17 protein-coding genes are annotated in these 15,156 nt (G+C 49.9%); 4 read left to right on the top strand and 13 right to left on the bottom strand.

Annotation, left to right across the window (positions count from 1 at the left end; translation table 11 throughout):
• Nucleotides 1–220: 220 nt before the first annotated feature.
• Nucleotides 221–1,171, top strand: a complete 951-nt coding sequence (locus HN413_09775; GenBank protein ID MBT3390688.1) for a ketose-bisphosphate aldolase — start codon at nucleotides 221–223, stop codon at nucleotides 1,169–1,171.
• Between the two features lie 494 nt (nucleotides 1,172–1,665).
• On the opposite strand, the gene HN413_09770 is transcribed toward HN413_09775, so the two are convergent.
• From HN413_09770 to HN413_09720, 11 genes are all read right to left on the bottom strand, one after another.
• Nucleotides 1,666–2,064: a hypothetical protein gene (locus HN413_09770; protein MBT3390687.1), complete on the bottom strand. Its 399-nt coding sequence runs from the start codon at nucleotides 2,062–2,064 to the stop codon at nucleotides 1,666–1,668.
• 41 nt (nucleotides 2,065–2,105) lie between these two features.
• A complete protein-coding gene (locus tag HN413_09765; GenBank protein ID MBT3390686.1) occupies nucleotides 2,106–2,933 on the bottom strand; it encodes a hypothetical protein in 828 nt (275 codons plus the stop codon).
• A gap of 38 nt (nucleotides 2,934–2,971) precedes the next feature.
• A complete protein-coding gene (locus tag HN413_09760; protein MBT3390685.1) occupies nucleotides 2,972–4,156 on the bottom strand; it encodes a cyclic nucleotide-binding domain-containing protein in 1,185 nt (394 codons plus the stop codon).
• Nucleotides 4,153–4,728 (bottom strand): 16S rRNA (guanine(966)-N(2))-methyltransferase RsmD, encoded by a 576-nt coding sequence (rsmD, locus tag HN413_09755; protein MBT3390684.1) that lies wholly within the window; start codon nucleotides 4,726–4,728, stop codon nucleotides 4,153–4,155. Before rsmD ends, HN413_09760 begins: the two co-directional genes overlap by 4 nt.
• A complete protein-coding gene (locus HN413_09750) occupies nucleotides 4,721–5,710 on the bottom strand; it encodes a uroporphyrinogen decarboxylase (protein MBT3390683.1) in 990 nt (329 codons plus the stop codon). Before HN413_09750 ends, rsmD begins: the two co-directional genes overlap by 8 nt.
• A 23-nt stretch (nucleotides 5,711–5,733) precedes the next feature.
• The gene (locus HN413_09745) at nucleotides 5,734–6,789 is read right to left on the bottom strand and encodes a magnesium chelatase (protein ID MBT3390682.1); all 1,056 of its coding nucleotides are present in this window, start codon (nucleotides 6,787–6,789) and stop codon (nucleotides 5,734–5,736) included.
• A 157-nt stretch (nucleotides 6,790–6,946) separates the two neighbouring features.
• Complete coding sequence (locus tag HN413_09740; GenBank protein ID MBT3390681.1) at nucleotides 6,947–7,429, bottom strand: acyl-CoA thioesterase; 483 nt, start codon at nucleotides 7,427–7,429, stop codon at nucleotides 6,947–6,949.
• Between the two features lie 15 nt (nucleotides 7,430–7,444).
• A complete protein-coding gene (locus HN413_09735) occupies nucleotides 7,445–7,822 on the bottom strand; it encodes a hypothetical protein (protein MBT3390680.1) in 378 nt (125 codons plus the stop codon).
• A 33-nt stretch (nucleotides 7,823–7,855) separates the two neighbouring features.
• Nucleotides 7,856–8,329, bottom strand: coding sequence for a GtrA family protein (locus tag HN413_09730; protein MBT3390679.1), 474 nt, complete (start codon nucleotides 8,327–8,329; stop codon nucleotides 7,856–7,858).
• Nucleotides 8,326–9,282 carry an SDR family oxidoreductase gene (locus HN413_09725; protein ID MBT3390678.1) on the bottom strand — a complete coding sequence of 319 codons (957 nt, stop codon included), beginning with the start codon at nucleotides 9,280–9,282 and terminating at the stop codon, nucleotides 8,326–8,328. Before HN413_09725 ends, HN413_09730 begins: the two co-directional genes overlap by 4 nt.
• Nucleotides 9,283–9,298: 16 nt before the next feature.
• A complete protein-coding gene (locus HN413_09720; protein MBT3390677.1) occupies nucleotides 9,299–10,897 on the bottom strand; it encodes a DUF348 domain-containing protein in 1,599 nt (532 codons plus the stop codon).
• 82 nt (nucleotides 10,898–10,979) lie between these two features.
• On the opposite strand from HN413_09720, the gene scpB reads away from it, so the two are divergent.
• The 3 genes from scpB (at nucleotide 10,980) to HN413_09705 (ending at nucleotide 14,330) form a co-directional block, all read left to right on the top strand.
• Nucleotides 10,980–11,564 (top strand): SMC-Scp complex subunit ScpB, encoded by a 585-nt coding sequence (gene scpB, locus HN413_09715; GenBank protein ID MBT3390676.1) that lies wholly within the window; start codon nucleotides 10,980–10,982, stop codon nucleotides 11,562–11,564.
• A 105-nt stretch (nucleotides 11,565–11,669) separates the two neighbouring features.
• Nucleotides 11,670–12,857 carry an ABC transporter permease gene (locus HN413_09710; GenBank protein ID MBT3390675.1) on the top strand — a complete coding sequence of 396 codons (1,188 nt, stop codon included), beginning with the start codon at nucleotides 11,670–11,672 and terminating at the stop codon, nucleotides 12,855–12,857.
• Between the two features lie 18 nt (nucleotides 12,858–12,875).
• The gene (locus tag HN413_09705; protein ID MBT3390674.1) at nucleotides 12,876–14,330 is read left to right on the top strand and encodes an ABC transporter permease; all 1,455 of its coding nucleotides are present in this window, start codon (nucleotides 12,876–12,878) and stop codon (nucleotides 14,328–14,330) included.
• 7 nt (nucleotides 14,331–14,337) lie between these two features.
• On the opposite strand, the gene HN413_09700 is transcribed toward HN413_09705, so the two are convergent.
• Together HN413_09700 and HN413_09695 are read right to left on the bottom strand one after the other, a co-directional pair.
• Nucleotides 14,338–14,700 (bottom strand): PilZ domain-containing protein, encoded by a 363-nt coding sequence (locus HN413_09700; protein ID MBT3390673.1) that lies wholly within the window; start codon nucleotides 14,698–14,700, stop codon nucleotides 14,338–14,340.
• A 68-nt stretch (nucleotides 14,701–14,768) separates the two neighbouring features.
• Nucleotides 14,769–15,140: a hypothetical protein gene (locus HN413_09695; GenBank protein ID MBT3390672.1), complete on the bottom strand. Its 372-nt coding sequence runs from the start codon at nucleotides 15,138–15,140 to the stop codon at nucleotides 14,769–14,771.
• Between the last annotated feature and the right edge of the window lie 16 nt (nucleotides 15,141–15,156).

Genomic DNA, 15,156 nt, shown 5'->3' with positions numbered 1-15,156 from the left:
TGAGCAACTAAAAGGCAATGCGTGTAACTACGGAACAAAGTCGTTAACAACTAATCTGTGAGGCAGTGAAAATTATGCGTCAAAGTCTATACGCAATTTCTCGTCCCTGGTTGCACAAATATCTGAAACCCAGGCATTATTTTTCTCGGATTCAAACAGAATGAATTATAATTGCGTAGTTGTTAATTTCATCACGATGCAATTGCTCAAGGAGGCAAATATGATAGTTACGACCAAGAAATTATTTAAAGCAGCTTATGGCACATACGCGATTGGCGCCTACAACATCAACAATCTCGAACAGACAATGGGCTTATTTCAGGGGAATATGGACAGTCAGGCGCCTTTCATTATCCAACTTAGTAAAGGTTCGCGCAAGTATTCAGACAAGGCAATGCTAGAAGGATTAATTCGCAGCGCTGAGGAAGTTTATCCAGACGCTATTTTCGCGGTGCATCTTGACCACGGCGACGAGGAAACTTGCTATGACTGTATCAATAGCGGTTTTTATAGTTCCGTTATGATTGACGCCAGCCATGAACCCTTTGACGAAAATATTGCCATCACCAAGCGCGTTGTGGATGCCGCACACGCCAAGGGGATTGTTGTAGAAGCCGAATTGGGAATGTTGGGCGGCGTCGAAGAACACGTATCGGTTGCCGAAGCAGATGCCAAGCTCACCGACCCCGATCAGGCATTGGAATTTGTTGAACGCAGCGGCTGCGATTCGTTGGCGGTTGCCATTGGCACCAGCCACGGTGCTTTTAAATTTTCTGGCACGCAGGGCTTGCATTATGATGTATTGGAAGAAATTCAAAACCGGCTGCCGAATTTTCCGCTGGTTATGCACGGATCCAGCTCTGTGCCGCAAGATGAGGTGGCACGTATCAATCAAGCTGGCGGCAAACTGCTGGGCGCCAAAGGGGTGGATGCGGCTCAATTCAGACGCGCAGCCGAATTAGGTGTGACCAAAATCAATATTGATACCGATGGCCGTCTGGTGTGGACGCGCGTCCATCGTGAACACTTTTTAGAACACCCCGAGAATTTCGATTTCCGCAAACCCGGTAAAGTATATATGGCCGAATATGCCAAATTTATCGCCGGGAAAAACGAGTTCCTCGGCAGCGCTGGAAAGCTCGAAGAAGTACGCAAGTTTATTGCCGGGTAGTTTTCTCAAGCGATTGTACAAACAGAATTTTCATGAGGAAGCCAGGAAACCAAGAAGAAATATTCCTGGCTTTCTGATTTCCCAATAAAACATTATTCAAAGTGTTATTGACTATCGCAGCATTGGTCACTTATCTTAACCAATATTGTTATACATCATGCCAGTGGCACATTACCCTCTCCCTGGGTCTCGCTGTGCTCGAACCCGTCCCTCTCCCAAGTTGGGAGAGGGACAGACCTGAGCCTTGGCGAAGGTCAGGGCGAGGGCAAACCTGATCGCCCCCCACATTTTCCCTGGCAGCGCATTGGGAAACTCAGCCTGAGCCGCCGCGAGGGTCAAGGGCGTTTCAAGTGATCCGTTATCCAGCTACCTGGAACGCCCTTGATGCTCGCAAGGTGAAGGCTACAATCGGCCCCAATGCTGCCAGGGGGAGTATCTAAAAATGACCATAATACCTTCCAAGCTTGAGGGAAAACACATAAAATCTAAAACAATTATGAGTATTCAATTGATATGCCTTCAACCTTTCCATCCTCATAATAAACCATAAATTGATAGGTATAACTTGTGTCTAAAAAGTGGGACAAGGTAATCTGGCATGAACCATCAAGATGCAAATACTCTGTGCAATCATTTACTTTCACATCTCCCCACAATTGCAATTTGTTAATTGCTTCTTCATGAGTAAGTCCTAATAGTTCTTGTTCAATAAAAGCTAAAACATCACTATCTTTGGCCCCAATCCCCAATCTTTCGCGGTATCTGGGTTCGACAATAACTTGATGATATATTTCACTATATAACGAATCAGCTATGGGAATTAAACAACATAATCCCACAAATAGCGTTATAAAAACAATGGATGAAAATTTAGCAATTCTACTCTTATTCATTTTTTTAATGTGACAAATGTATGCAGGAAAACAACTGGCAGCTATCGAACTATATTTCGTAATCTGGAAAAAATATTTTTATTTCCAATATTATTCCGAATCCAATTTCCGGCTTCACTATATTTCACACCTCCTGTTTTTAGCATATGTCCAAGTTGGGCACCTTTAGCCCCCAACAATACATCCGTTAAAGATCTACCATTGCCCAGTGAAACATATGGGGGCAATAAAGATATTTCGCGCTTTGAAACGTCTAAAGGGTTTCCGATACCAAGTAAATTATCAGCATCCCTAAAAGCAATGGTTTCATGGGCTAAATTTGCGGCATTTGCAATCGTTTTTCCTGCGGGTAAAACCGCACTTACTTCAACATAAAACCAAAAATGATGCGCTTGGTTACTCTTATCGCGGTATATTGGTAAATAGCCGCGATCTTCAAACTCCTCGTGTCGCGCATGTGAGAAATCCTGATTCTCATTTCTCACTCCTATTGCGTCTAAAACTTTGTCTGCCCAGAAATCAGCATTTGTAGCTGTATATCCAACAAGCACAGAACTAACATCTTGGACAAACTCGGGTAAGGCATCAACATCACTATCATTATAAAATGTTGAAGCATAATCAACAGTTAATGCCAGAATTTCTAAATCATCTATTCCTAGATGTTCTTTGTTGTCAATTAAAAGAATTACATAGCTTTGAATTGCCTCGCGCCGCTCTCTACAATTAGCATCACATTCATCGTGTCCGTCAGGGTCTGAATACTTAAGCGGATTATTTAGAACATAGGAAAAATGATTGAAGTTTTGCGGATTCCCCGGATTTGGTACAATTGTGTCTGGTTGAGTCCAGCGGTTAAGATAAGGCAAAAAAATTTCGTTTTTTGTTATTTAAAACGCTGGTCAGCCTAGAATTCGACTAGCCCTCCGCTTAATTCTGGCAAAATCACTATAAACGTGCTGCCCTTTCCCTCCTGGCTTTCAACTTCGATGCGCCCCTTATGTTGTTCGACAACTTGCTTGGTAATTGCCAACCCCAGTCCTAATCCCCCATATAGATTATCGCCAACTTCCTCGAGATGAAAATAGCGGTCAAAAATATAGGGGCGAATATGCTCAGGGATGCCTACGCCTTGATCAGCGATGCTTACACAAACTCCATCTGAACCTGATTCAATAGAAATCACGACTTCGCTGCCAGCAGAACTATACTTAATGGCATTATCGAGCAATTGGGAAAAAGCGCGCTGTAAACTACGCGCGTGCCCCATTACTTGCGGAATGGCAGATGCAGCCTTCAAGTGAATGTGTATATTAGCCTTTTGTGCCTCAGATGAGAGCGATTTAACGGCCCCGGTGAGCAATTCGCTCACATCCACCGGATGCATCTCCGGCTCCAGCAATTCAACTTCTTGCAAAAATAAAATATCGTTGACCAGGGTTACAATTTGCTCAACATTACGCGCTACGGTTAATAAGATTTCGTCTCGCTGAGTAGTATCCAGTTCATGAAAACGCAGCATTTCCAAAAAGCCGCGGGCAGTTGTCAGCGGGGTGCGCAATTCGTGCGCAATTGTGGTGAGAAATTCACGGCGGGCTAATTCCTCCTGGGCGAGGCGTTGATATGCAGAAGCCAACTCGCCAGCCTTCAGGCGCAAATCTTCAATCGCCATTTCATCATTCTCGCTCAAGCGTCGGCTGACTTCGCGCACCATCGCCAAAGACATGGATGAAGTTTTCTGCAACAGACGGTCAAAGCCCGTTTTGTGAATTTCCAGCACTCTTACCGGTGAAATTGTTTCTACCGTGGCCGCGCGCGGCGCGTTATGGATCAAGCCCATTTCACCAAAAAAATCACCTTCGCCCAAGTGCTTTAGCGCGCGATTTTCATCGGCATTGATAATTTTTGTGACAGCAACTTCGCCCTCCAAAATGATAAAAAAGGTCTCCTCGATGGCATTTTCTTTGCACAGAATCACCCCCGGAGCGTAGGGCTTAACTTCGCCAATGGCAACCAACTCATTGGCTTCAGCTTGAGAAATTCCAGGAAAGGCCTGACGAATAATTTGAACGGCAGCAGGGATTGAATTCATGTCACACTCCTCGACGTTGCCAATACATAAAAAATCAGCAATGTGCTTCCGTAGCGGCGGCGGTCAAATTCTTCTAAATTTTTCAGTTCGATTGGCTCATCTTCCACAGGGTCAATTTGCACAATCACCCAGGCGAACTGATTGAGCAAACTTGTGCGCGCATCCACCTTGTTCAACGCCTTTTTCCAGATACCCTTATATTGTGGCGGAGCGATATAAACATAATCAAACCTGCGTTCAGAAACTCGCTCAAGCGCAGCAAAGGCATCCATTTGCAATACTTCGGCCCGATCCGCCAATTTGGTGCGCTGTAAATTTTTGCGCACAGTTTGTATAGCCAAGTGTTCGCGGTCAATGAAGCGTACCCAGGCTGCACCGCGGCTCAAGGCCTCGATGCCCACCGCCCCTGTGCCAGCAAAAAGATCAAGCAGCGCAGCTTCCCGAATATCCACACTAACGATATTAAACAGCGATTCCTTGACGCGGTCGGTAATGGGCCGGGTAGTGTCGCCCGGCACGGCACTCAAATTCTGTCCGCGGGCAGTTCCAGCGATCACACGTAGATTACTCAAGCACCACACTCTGGCGGGCAGCGCGCAGATTGCCATGCGGAGCGATAATCGGGGTGACACAACCCGTCCCCAGAATAAAGCGTTCGCCCTGGGTGGCTTCAATGGCATCGCGCGCTTCAGTAATCACATCGGAGGGCGCGCCCAATACAATGCTTTGCTCGCGCCGCAATCCACCGCACAGCACGCCCGCATAACGTTGGCGCGCTTCTTTCAGGGTTGGCCCGGCATCGCGATCGTGCCAATTGAGCGCCTGTACCGGATAATCACTAACGGCATCGAACATCACTTGCTCGCCGTGCAAATGCACCATGCTAAACCAGCCTGCTTGCGCGGCTTCGAGGGTCTGTAAATCATAGGCGCGGCCAAATTCAGCAAACTCTGACTCCGATAGCAACCCATATTGGGCGTGCTGCACAGCATAAAACACACCATCAACTCCCAATTCGAGCGCGGCGGCAATAAAGCGCTGCGTGGTCTCCATGATCGTTTTTAGCCCGGCGTGGACGGCATCGGGATAGCGGCGCAAATGCACAGCCAGGTTGTGCTTGCCCACCAGGTTCTTGGCCTGCGACAAGGGGCTGAAAATTGTTTGGATGATCGGCGTGTCCGGGGGGAGTTCTGCCTTTAAGATTTTCAAGCACCGCAGCATGTCACCCAGACTTCCTCGGGCAGGGTTCAGCGCTGTGAGGCGAATCCAGTCTTCGGGGTGTTCGACCACGCCTGGGGCATAGTCCCGTGTGCCCTCAGTGTTACCGCGCCACGCATCCTGGCAGCCCCAATCCCGCACCGAATATGAAGATGCAGGCGTCACTTTTACAAAATCAAAATCATAGGTTTGTTGAAAATTCAGCGTCGCGGCAGCCAATCTCTCCGGGGACTGATCGTCCATCGGAAAATGCCGCCACAAGGCTACAGGAGGGCGGTCGGGTTTTTCGCCGGAGACACACACTTCAAGGCGTTGGCGATGTGAGATTGGTGACATATTCATTTCTTCCGTCCGTGTGGTTATTTTTCGGGAATAATATCTTTTAAAATTGTGCCAAACTCGCGCTCTTCAAATTCATGCTGCGTGAAATAATCATCCATAAACGGCGATCGGCGCAACCGCAGCGCCATCGGCGCAACCGCGCTCAGATCGGCAGGGATAACTTCGAGGCGAGTATCGGCAATCGCATGGGCGCGGGCAGCCTCCAGTAAAGTAATTTCAGCGCGCAGCGAGTCGATTTGCAGCCGTTCAATCAGCGCCAAACCCATGTGGGCAACATCGTCCGGAATTTCGACCTGAGGCAGCAGGTCACGCGCCGCCTGAATATCTTCCAGCGCCAACAGCGTTGTCTCGGCGAACTCGCCAGACAACTGACGCGAATTGCTGAGATAGGCGCGTGCCCGGCGATAGGCTTCCAGGCGGTCTTCGGTATCATGCAGTCCGCGCACGATCACGCGTAAACCGAAGCGATCCATAATCTGTGGGCGCAATTTCCCTTCCTCGGGATTCATCGAGCCAATCAATACAAAGCGCGCCCGATAGGTTGAAGATATAGGGCCGCGGCGCACAAGATAGTAGCCTTGCGCGGCGGCATCTAAAATTGCATCGACAACATCATCGCCAAGCAAGTTCACTTCGTCCACATAAAGCAGATTGCGGTCGGCCTGTGCCAAAATTCCCCGCCGCAAACGGATATGCCCCTGCATGACGGCGCGCTCATCCAGTCCGCCGACCACATCTTCCAGGCGGGCATTCAACGGCAGTTCAACCAAGCGCACCTGATCGAGCGCGGCAAGGGGGTCTCCCTGCGCATATTTAACCGCACAATCGGGGCAAACAGCATCCATGCCGCCGGATTCCACATCTTCGGGCAAGCAGCCATAGTAACACAGGCTGCGCGGGGTTTGCGGCAGCAATTCGGGCAGGCTGCGCACCGCGGTGGTTTTTCCGGTGCCGCGCGGGCCAATCAACAGCGCCCCGCCAATATGCGGATTGATCATGGCTAATAGTAAAGCCAGTTTCATTTCATCCTGGCCGACCAGCGCAAAGAAGGGAAACGGCACAACATCGGCGATACCGGCATCTTCGGCGGGCTGCAAGGCATCCAGGCTGCGCCCGGTGACGCGGTCGATCAACTCGCGCAGGGAGCGCACCGGGGGCGTTTCGTCTTCGGCGGCGGGGATGGGATTTTCGGGCGTGGGAATGGATTCTTGCTCAGACATATCAGAGGGGCTAAAGCTCGTCGCGCTGTGAAATACGATAAGCCTGGCGCACTTTTCCACGCTCCATGCGTTGGCGCTCTTCTTCGGTTTCAGCAATCAACGGCGGGACGAGGGCGGTATTTCCGTCATCATCCAGCGCGACATAGACACAATAGGCCGTATTGGTATGCACACACTCGCCAGTGACTGGATTTTCCGCAACAACTTCCACGCGGGCTTCCATTGATGAACGCCCGGTATAGCTGATTTCTGCGGTCAAGGTCACCAGATCGCCCAGGCGAATCGGCTGGCGAAACATCATCTGATCAACGGCCACTGTCACTACTCGATGTTGAGCGTGGCGCATACAGGCCAGCGCTCCGGCTTCATCCACCATTTTCATAATCCAGCCGCCGTGAACATTGCCATGGTTGTTGGCATGTTCGGGCTGCATCAATTGCGCCAGTTGTACGCGCGATTTTCGAATCGGTTTCCCAGGAAGTTGTGTGGTCATATCAGTGATGAAATCTCAATCCATATCTTCGCGCAGCTCGTCGAAATCGACTGTGCCCAGGCGATGCGGCTCTTCTTCGAGAACATCAATATGGGTATAGGTTAATTCAGACATCATGGGCGCCAGCGGCACGGTAGCAGGCACGCGCACACGTGGTTGCGGCTGGGGCGGCGTGATGCGCGGTTTGGAAAAATCGTACGAACGCTTTCGCAAAATACGTGGATCATCGGTCAGCCAGCCAATATAATGCCCTAATACAGAATAAATTTCGCGATCAGGTCTTACCCAGCCAACCCATTCACCGATTTGATTATATAAATAGGGATAACGCAAGAATGCGCCAACGTCGCCCGAAGTTGTGTAAATGGGGATTAGTGGTTTCGATTCTGCCATAGCACTATTATACCGGAGGGTATTTGTACAAAATCAATCCACATCGCTATATGTCCAATACCGATTCACAAAATAATTCCAAAACATCACCAACACCACGGCAATACCCAACGCCATATTATGTCCAAGAAATTGTGGCTCCAATATCGCGGCGTCAGGGAAAAAATTCAGGCTGGCAAATAAATTCGTCAGGGGTTTATTCAGGCCAGCAAATACTGGTGTGCGGATGCCCACGCCAACAATATTGACCACAGCAAATTCTGAAAGCTGCTGTGCCAGAGATTTCGAGCGCGAGTCGGGATAAGTCCAGAAACGATTCCAGGTAAAATTACTCGCGATCGCAACCGTAAAAGAACAAACACTGGCAACCACGGGATTTATAGCGGTAAAACGTGTAAGCAGGTTGAATACACTAAAGTCAACCACCGCGCCAATTGTGCCCACAATTGCAAATTTGAAAAAACGCGTCCGTTCTGCAGGATTAGAAAGGGTTTTGGTCAGGATCATTGCAGCGACAATTTTTCGCGAAAATATGGGATGGTCTGCCGGATTCCATCGACAAGGTCAATATTCGGCTCCCAACCTAATACTTCTTTTGCACGGCTGATGTCGGGACGACGACGCTGTGGATCGCCCTCGCCGCGGCGTCCAGGTTCAAATTTCAAGCCCCCGTTACGGGTCATCGTATTAATCGTTTGAGCAAATTCCAGAATGGTTGTTTCAACCGGATTACCAATATTCACCGGGCGATGCTCATCCGAGAGTAACAAGCGGTAAATGCCTTCGACCAAATCATCCACATAGCAAAAGCTGCGCGTTTGTTGACCGTCGCCATAGATCGTCAGTGATTCGCCTTGCAAGGCCTGTTTGATAAAATTCGGCACAACGCGCCCGTCATTGATGTGCATACGCGGACCATAAGTATTGAAGATACGCACCACGCGGGTATCCAGATCATGGAAGCGGTGATAGGCCATCGTCAGAGCCTCGGCGAAACGTTTCGCTTCGTCGTACACAGAGCGCTCGCCAATCGGGTCTACATGCCCCCAATAGCTTTCTTCTTGCGGATGCACCAATGGGTCGCCATAGATTTCACTGGTGGAAGCCAGCAAAAAACGCGCCCCATGCGCTTTGGCAACGCCCAATGTGTTGTGTGTGCCCAACGCGCCAGCCTTCATTGTCTGAATGGGCAAGTTGACGTATCCATACGGCGAATTAGGATTGGGGCTGGCCGGAGACGCAAAGTGCATCACCGCATCCAGCTTACCAGGCACGAAGATAAAGTTCGAAACATCGTGCCGGATAAATTCATAGCGTTCATGTCCTGCCAGATGCGCCAAATTTTGTGGATTACCGGTAATAAAATTATCCATGCCGACAACTTCATGGCCTTCAGCCAGCAATCGGTCACAAAGATGGGAGCCTAAAAAACCGGCTGCGCCAGTAATAAGTACACGCATAGAAACACCTTTCAATTCAGCGCCAATCCACGCGATTGATACGCCCATCACCGGTAATCTGCCAGGTTTCACCGGTGACGCTATCAACCAACCAGATATTGCCTTGATACAAAACAGCCAACGCATGTCCCTGGCTGCCATCCACAACCTGGGGCGACCAGACGCCCCAATCGCGTTGCGGGTCTATGCCCTGAGCTTCTGCGGGCGGAAATAATTCGCGTCGATTGGAGCCATCTCGATCCATAACCATCAAACGATAGCGGCTGGTATCGCTCTGCTCCGGGAAAATGGCCTGCAAATAGGCCACCTGATAAGCGCTCTCGCCAGTGGTCTGTGCCTGAATCGGCGAAGGGCGCGGGTAGGCAAACATGCCTACCTGCGAGATCAGGTCTAAAGCGCGGCCGCTATTCACGGGGATCACGGTCAGGTTAAAATTTTGTGCTTCTTCAGGAGAAGCGGAGCCGGGCGGCGGCGCGTGGCGCACGGTAAAAAGCAGTTCGCCATCGGGGCCCCAAACCAGCCCCGGAACCCAGGCCCAATCGCCGAGTGTCTTCAACGGGACAATATCCAACATGGGTGAAAAGGCGCCCTCCTCGAGATCCACCAGCCCCACCTGATCGGGCGTGGCATAGGCCACCGAGCCAGCCCTCGGCCCATAGGCAAAGCTTGTCCCCCACCAACCGTACACACCGCCGGAATTTGTTTCCAGTAAGGTGGTTGGGCTGGGGTCTACCCATCCGCTTTCGCTAAAATTGATCAACTGCAAATCGTTATTCGCCTGCCATCCGGGTGCGGCCTGACGCGGCTCTACCGTGGAAACAACTGCCCAGGCCAGCGAACCGGGCTGCCAATCGGCAAAATGGATCACATTGGCAACATGCAGATCAATCTCTGTTTCCGGATTCTCGATACTGACAACCCACAGGGTATTGATCGTATCTTCGTCCTCGGCATGGCGGGTGAACAACAGCCATTCGCCATCGTCCGAAAGACGAAAAACGCGCCCATCCAAATCGCCCGATGACACAATTGCCGAACGGTTCGCCGTAGTACCCGCCATCATCCAGGCATTGCCATCCGAGAGATACAGTAGCCTCCCCGGAATCGTGCGCGGCGAAAACGAAGTTTGTACCCCTACCAACATAATCTGCGGCACGGCTTCCTTCAGAATGGACGATTTGATTTCAGCTTTCGATATTTCAATACCGTCTTCATAAACGATGCGATAAGTAATTTCCTTGATACCATTTTCGCCCAACTGCAAGCGCTGCCGTTCGCCTTCGGGTAAAAATTCACTCGGCTGCATTTGCTCTTCAAAGGGAATGACAACCTGCTCGACTTCAAATTCTTCGTAAATGCGCGTGATATTAATTTCGATGCCTTCGGCAAGAGGGATATGCAAATCGGGTTCGATATGATCTAGCACGCCCAGCGTGATTTCTGCCGATTCAAGTGCATCCTGGACTGTACCCGCGCGTGGCGCCTGCACAACGAGGTTTTGCCCATCCACGAAGATGTGTGCCTGCACCGAAGCTTCGGCAACCGGGGTGATGCCACATGCCCCAAGCAGGAGCGCCAAAACCAGAAGAAAAAGAATAGGGTGGTATAATCTCATTTTGATTTTTTTGATCGATCACTGCTCGGGCAAAGCCTTCGCAGCCGAATTTCTGAACTCGCCAACATCCGAAGATTATAGCATGAGCAACCCAAATCAACCTGCATTAGAATCCGAACTCAGTCTAAAGGCCAGCATTGAAGCCTTGCTTTTTGTGGCCCCCGATGCCGTCAGCAGCGGGCAGATTGCGCGCGTGTTGGAACAAACACCGCGCGCAGTAGAGAACGCGCTGGATGAGCTAGAAGCCGAATATGCCGAACGCGGGCTGCAAATTCAGCGCCACGATAGGCAAGTGAAATTGACTACAGCCCCGCAAGCCGCGGCGCTTATCGAGCATTTTCTGGGGCTGGAAGCCAGCACACCACTCAGCCGGGCCGCGCTGGAAACCCTGGCGATTATCGCCTACCAGCAGCCAGTCACTCGTCCGCAGATCAACGCAATTCGCGGCGTCAATAGCGACAGCGTCATGAAAAGCCTGTTGTTAAAGGGCATTATCGAAGAAACCGGTCGCGCCGAAGGGCCTGGGCGCCCGATATTGTATTGCACTACCAGCGAATTCTTAAGTCACTTCGGGTTGTCGTCCACGGCAGAACTTCCCCCCTTGAATATTGATGACGTTATTCAGGCCGACATCCCAGATAATGGTACAAATATACTCAAAGAGTGAACCTTTTGTGACATTTATCGGTAATCCGAATACAAGCCACATTGCAGCCGGGCTGCCCTGTGGCGGTGTCGCGTAGCTAACCGTAAGCACACAGAGGGCACAACCATGATTCGTTACCTCGCCAATCAAACCCTGCTGAGTATTTTCAAACTATTTATTTTTATCAGCATCATGTTCTTTTTCATCCAGATCATGATGCCGGGGGACTATATTGATCAATTTTCCCTCTCTTGTAATGCCGAATGTAGAGAAGAATTACGCACCCAATTGGGATTGAATTTGCCCATCTGGCAGCGCTATTTTCAGTGGCTGCGCCAAATCGTCACACTGGATCTAGGAAATTCGCTCAACGGGGAACCTATTGTTGATATTCTAAAAACGGTATTGCCAGCCACCTTGCTGGTTTTTTTCATTGGTACCATTTTTGCCTTTATGCTGGGTCTATGGCTGGGAAAACGAACTTCCTGGACGAGATCGACATTGTTATCGCGTTCAGCAACTCTCATCGGGCTAACCCTGAATACTTCGTTCCCCCCTTGGCTAACCTGGCTTTTCACCTATCTCTTTGTGAAAGGCGCTGGTTTTGCGGTTATGGGGGAAATCGGTGGGCTGAGGACGGTCTCATTTATGGGGCTGGATAATTTGTTATGGAAAAATATTATTACCACACCCAGCCAGATTGCCTGGTATATGGTGGTTTCATTTGCCTTTAGCACGCTGCTATTTTATTTCCTCAAAAATATAATCGACGGCCTGTTGCATAAATCTACACCTGGATTAATTTACTTACTGCTGATTTTGGCGGGCACCGATGGTATTTGGCGCTTTTTTGGCTTCGAGCCGTTGGCGATGGATATTATGCGTCTGGCCTGGATTCCGCTGGCAAGCTATATTTTGCTGACTTTCGGCGAAACGATGATAATTATGCAAACCAGTATGGAAGAGATTATGCGCTCGGAATATATCTCGACGGCCCGCGCCAAAGGCTTGCCCGACTCGGTGGTACTCGAACGCCACGCAGCCCGCAATGCGCTCTTGCCTGTGGTCAGCCGACTGGTGATTTCGCTGCCCTACCTGATCACTGGCGTGGTGATTATCGAAAGCTCGGTCGATTGGCCGGGGATGGGCACATCAATGTGGAATGCCCTGTATTGGCAGAATATGCCTTTGGTGATGAGTACACTTCTGCTTGTGGGAATCGTCTCACTGTTGGCTCGCCTGGCACTCGATATTATTTCGGCATACCTTGACCCGCGCATTCGTTATAGCAGCAACAAAGCCCCCGCAAGATAATTACGCAAAGACTAAATCATGGATCTTAACAATCACCCAATTCTGGAAACCGCTGCGAGCCTCATCCGAGAAGGAAAGCGCGATGACGCGAAGAAACTGCTGGCGCAGTTTTTGAAAACTAATCCACAAAATGAGCAAGGCTGGGTTTTATTAAGTTACGCTCTGGATGATAAAAACCAGAAAATTTACACTCTCAAACGCATACTACAAATTAATCCAGCCAATACGCATGTGCAAGCGCGGCTCAAACAGTTTTCATCGGAGCCAATCGCCCCTTCTTCAACTCCCCATCCCCAGAGACACCCTGCATCTACTCGCACCGCGCCGCCGGTAGCAGCACCCAAGCTCAGTCGGCGGATTCAGGCCGATATACTGCAACCCACCAAGAGGGCGTCCGCTCTCCAATCCGACAAAAAATCGCTCCTCCAATCGGTATCTCAAGGGACGGGGCTTCCCGTCCGCGGATCAGCACAAGCCGCGCCACCGTTTATCGCGCCCAAACCGGCTATCACCGGGTATCAACAACAAAAGAAATTCGGTTTTTTACGCCAGGTTCAAACCCGCCTGACGATTTCATGGCGACGAACGCGGATGAATTGGCGCTTCTTCTCACAGAGTAAACTGGCTTTATTGGGGGTATTGCTAATTATATTGTTTGGCTTGATGGCGCTGGCCTTCCCGCTTTTGATCAATTCCGTTTGGCCGCGGGGAATTTACGATCCGGTTACAGGTTTTGATATTAACATTTTCCCGCACCCATCTCTGCCAGGGCCTGGGCATATCCTGGGAACGGATTCGCTTGGGCGGGATGTCTTGAGTATGATTTTGGCAGCTACACCGCCCACATTTGTCGTTGGACTGACAGCAGCGCTCTCAACCGCGTTTATTGGCACACTTCTAAGTGTGACAGCGGCTTATTTCCGCGGGCGTGTTGATATGCTGATCACGAATTTAGCGGATGTTTTCTTGCTTTTCCCGGCCCCGATAATCATGGTGATTATTGGGGCGCGCTATCGCGACCTGACCCCTCTGCAATTGGGATTGATTTACGGTTTTGTAACCGGAATGGGCGGAACTACGATTGTCATGCGCGCGCAGGCGATTCAGGTGGCAGCAAAACCGTTTATGGAGGCGGCCCATATTGCCGGTGGTGGCGCCTGGCATATTATCACCAAACACCTGATTCCATCGGTAATGCCGCTTGCTGCGCTCCAAATGATGTTAGCTGTAACGGGCGCTGTCGTGGCGGATGGTTTTATTTCGTTTTTCGGGATCACACGCATGTCGAGCAATTGGGGGACAATAATTTATGATGCTTTCATTTATGGCAATATCTCTGGGTCATACGGGCCACCCTGGCATATGCTGATTCCTGCCGCGGCTTGTTTTTCACTATTTGCCATGGGCTTCTACCTGGTTTCGCGCGGTTTACAGCGCGTGGCATCCCCCGCGACGCGCGAAGAGTATCGCTAGCAATTTCCTAAAAATCTTCAATGGAGTAATTATGCAAACCATAATCTTCATTGATTTGTAAAATAATTTTTTCTTGAGCAGCGGTTATTTTTTCAGTTTTAAAACCTACCGTATAGAAATTGGGGTCAATATCGCGCTCACACCAGACACTTCGGGCTACGAGGTTCAATACATTGACCGGATAGAGGTCTTCGGGCAAGTCAATTCGTAGGGGAAGTATTCCGCCAACTTCCAAAGGGGTATCACAAATAATCATCACGCCGCTGGGCGTCAGATTGCCCAAATATCCTAAAAATACCCCTGTTTTACGATCAAAAACGCGAGAGTAGAACATAATATGTTGACGTTTTAACCTTCTGCGTTCTTTCATCGGAACCTGCCTTTCCAAATTTCCGGGCTTTCGCCACGTTTAAAAATGTCGAAAACCTGGTAAACAATCTATCCCTTTAATTTTAAGCGATAATACACCCACAAACAGAAAAATGCGGCGAAAATCGCCAGCACAAGCCAGCCCATCAAAGGGCCGCCACCCGTCATACTGATGCCGATCCCCGTGACCGCAAAAGCTGACCAGATTATTTTAAGATTCAACATCCCCCGAAATACTTCGACACCCGCTTTGCGGGCCAAAAACGATTCAGTCCCAATCCCAAATAGGGCCGCCGCAACCAAACGACTGGTCAGGGGGTCAACAATATCCCAGCCAAACAGTCCTAACATCCACACCGGAGCAATGAACAGCGGGATGGCAAAAAGCATATCCACTACAAAGTGGACCACAAACCAAGCGCGCAATTTATCCGATACCATAACAATCGCTCTCCAT

This window comes from Chloroflexota bacterium, from assembly GCA_018648225.1.
Lineage (GTDB): Bacteria > Chloroflexota > Anaerolineae > Anaerolineales > UBA11858 > NIOZ-UU35.
The sequence above is the reverse complement of the archived record's forward strand: the minus strand, read 5'-3'. Positions and strand labels throughout refer to the sequence as shown.

Excerpts from the sequence above, each read along its gene's own strand:
- HN413_09760 (MBT3390685.1), bottom strand. The coding sequence starts at position 4,156 with ATGAATTCAATCCCTGCTGCCGTTCAAATTATTCGTCAGGCCTTTCCT.
- HN413_09730 (MBT3390679.1), bottom strand. The coding sequence starts at position 8,329 with ATGATCCTGACCAAAACCCTTTCTAATCCTGCAGAACGGACGCGTTTT.
- HN413_09725 (MBT3390678.1), bottom strand. The coding sequence starts at position 9,282 with ATGCGTGTACTTATTACTGGCGCAGCCGGTTTTTTAGGCTCCCATCTT.
- HN413_09740 (MBT3390681.1), bottom strand. The coding sequence starts at position 7,429 with ATGACCACACAACTTCCTGGGAAACCGATTCGAAAATCGCGCGTACAA.
- HN413_09720 (MBT3390677.1), bottom strand. The coding sequence starts at position 10,897 with ATGAGATTATACCACCCTATTCTTTTTCTTCTGGTTTTGGCGCTCCTG.
- HN413_09735 (MBT3390680.1), bottom strand. The coding sequence starts at position 7,822 with ATGGCAGAATCGAAACCACTAATCCCCATTTACACAACTTCGGGCGAC.
- HN413_09695 (MBT3390672.1), bottom strand. The coding sequence starts at position 15,140 with ATGGTATCGGATAAATTGCGCGCTTGGTTTGTGGTCCACTTTGTAGTG.
- HN413_09710 (MBT3390675.1), top strand. The coding sequence starts at position 11,670 with ATGATTCGTTACCTCGCCAATCAAACCCTGCTGAGTATTTTCAAACTA.
- HN413_09705 (MBT3390674.1), top strand. The coding sequence starts at position 12,876 with ATGGATCTTAACAATCACCCAATTCTGGAAACCGCTGCGAGCCTCATC.
- HN413_09750 (MBT3390683.1), bottom strand. The coding sequence starts at position 5,710 with ATGTCACCAATCTCACATCGCCAACGCCTTGAAGTGTGTGTCTCCGGC.
- HN413_09770 (MBT3390687.1), bottom strand. The coding sequence starts at position 2,064 with ATGAATAAGAGTAGAATTGCTAAATTTTCATCCATTGTTTTTATAACG.
- HN413_09700 (MBT3390673.1), bottom strand. The coding sequence starts at position 14,700 with ATGAAAGAACGCAGAAGGTTAAAACGTCAACATATTATGTTCTACTCT.
- scpB (MBT3390676.1), top strand. The coding sequence starts at position 10,980 with ATGAGCAACCCAAATCAACCTGCATTAGAATCCGAACTCAGTCTAAAG.
- HN413_09775 (MBT3390688.1), top strand. The coding sequence starts at position 221 with ATGATAGTTACGACCAAGAAATTATTTAAAGCAGCTTATGGCACATAC.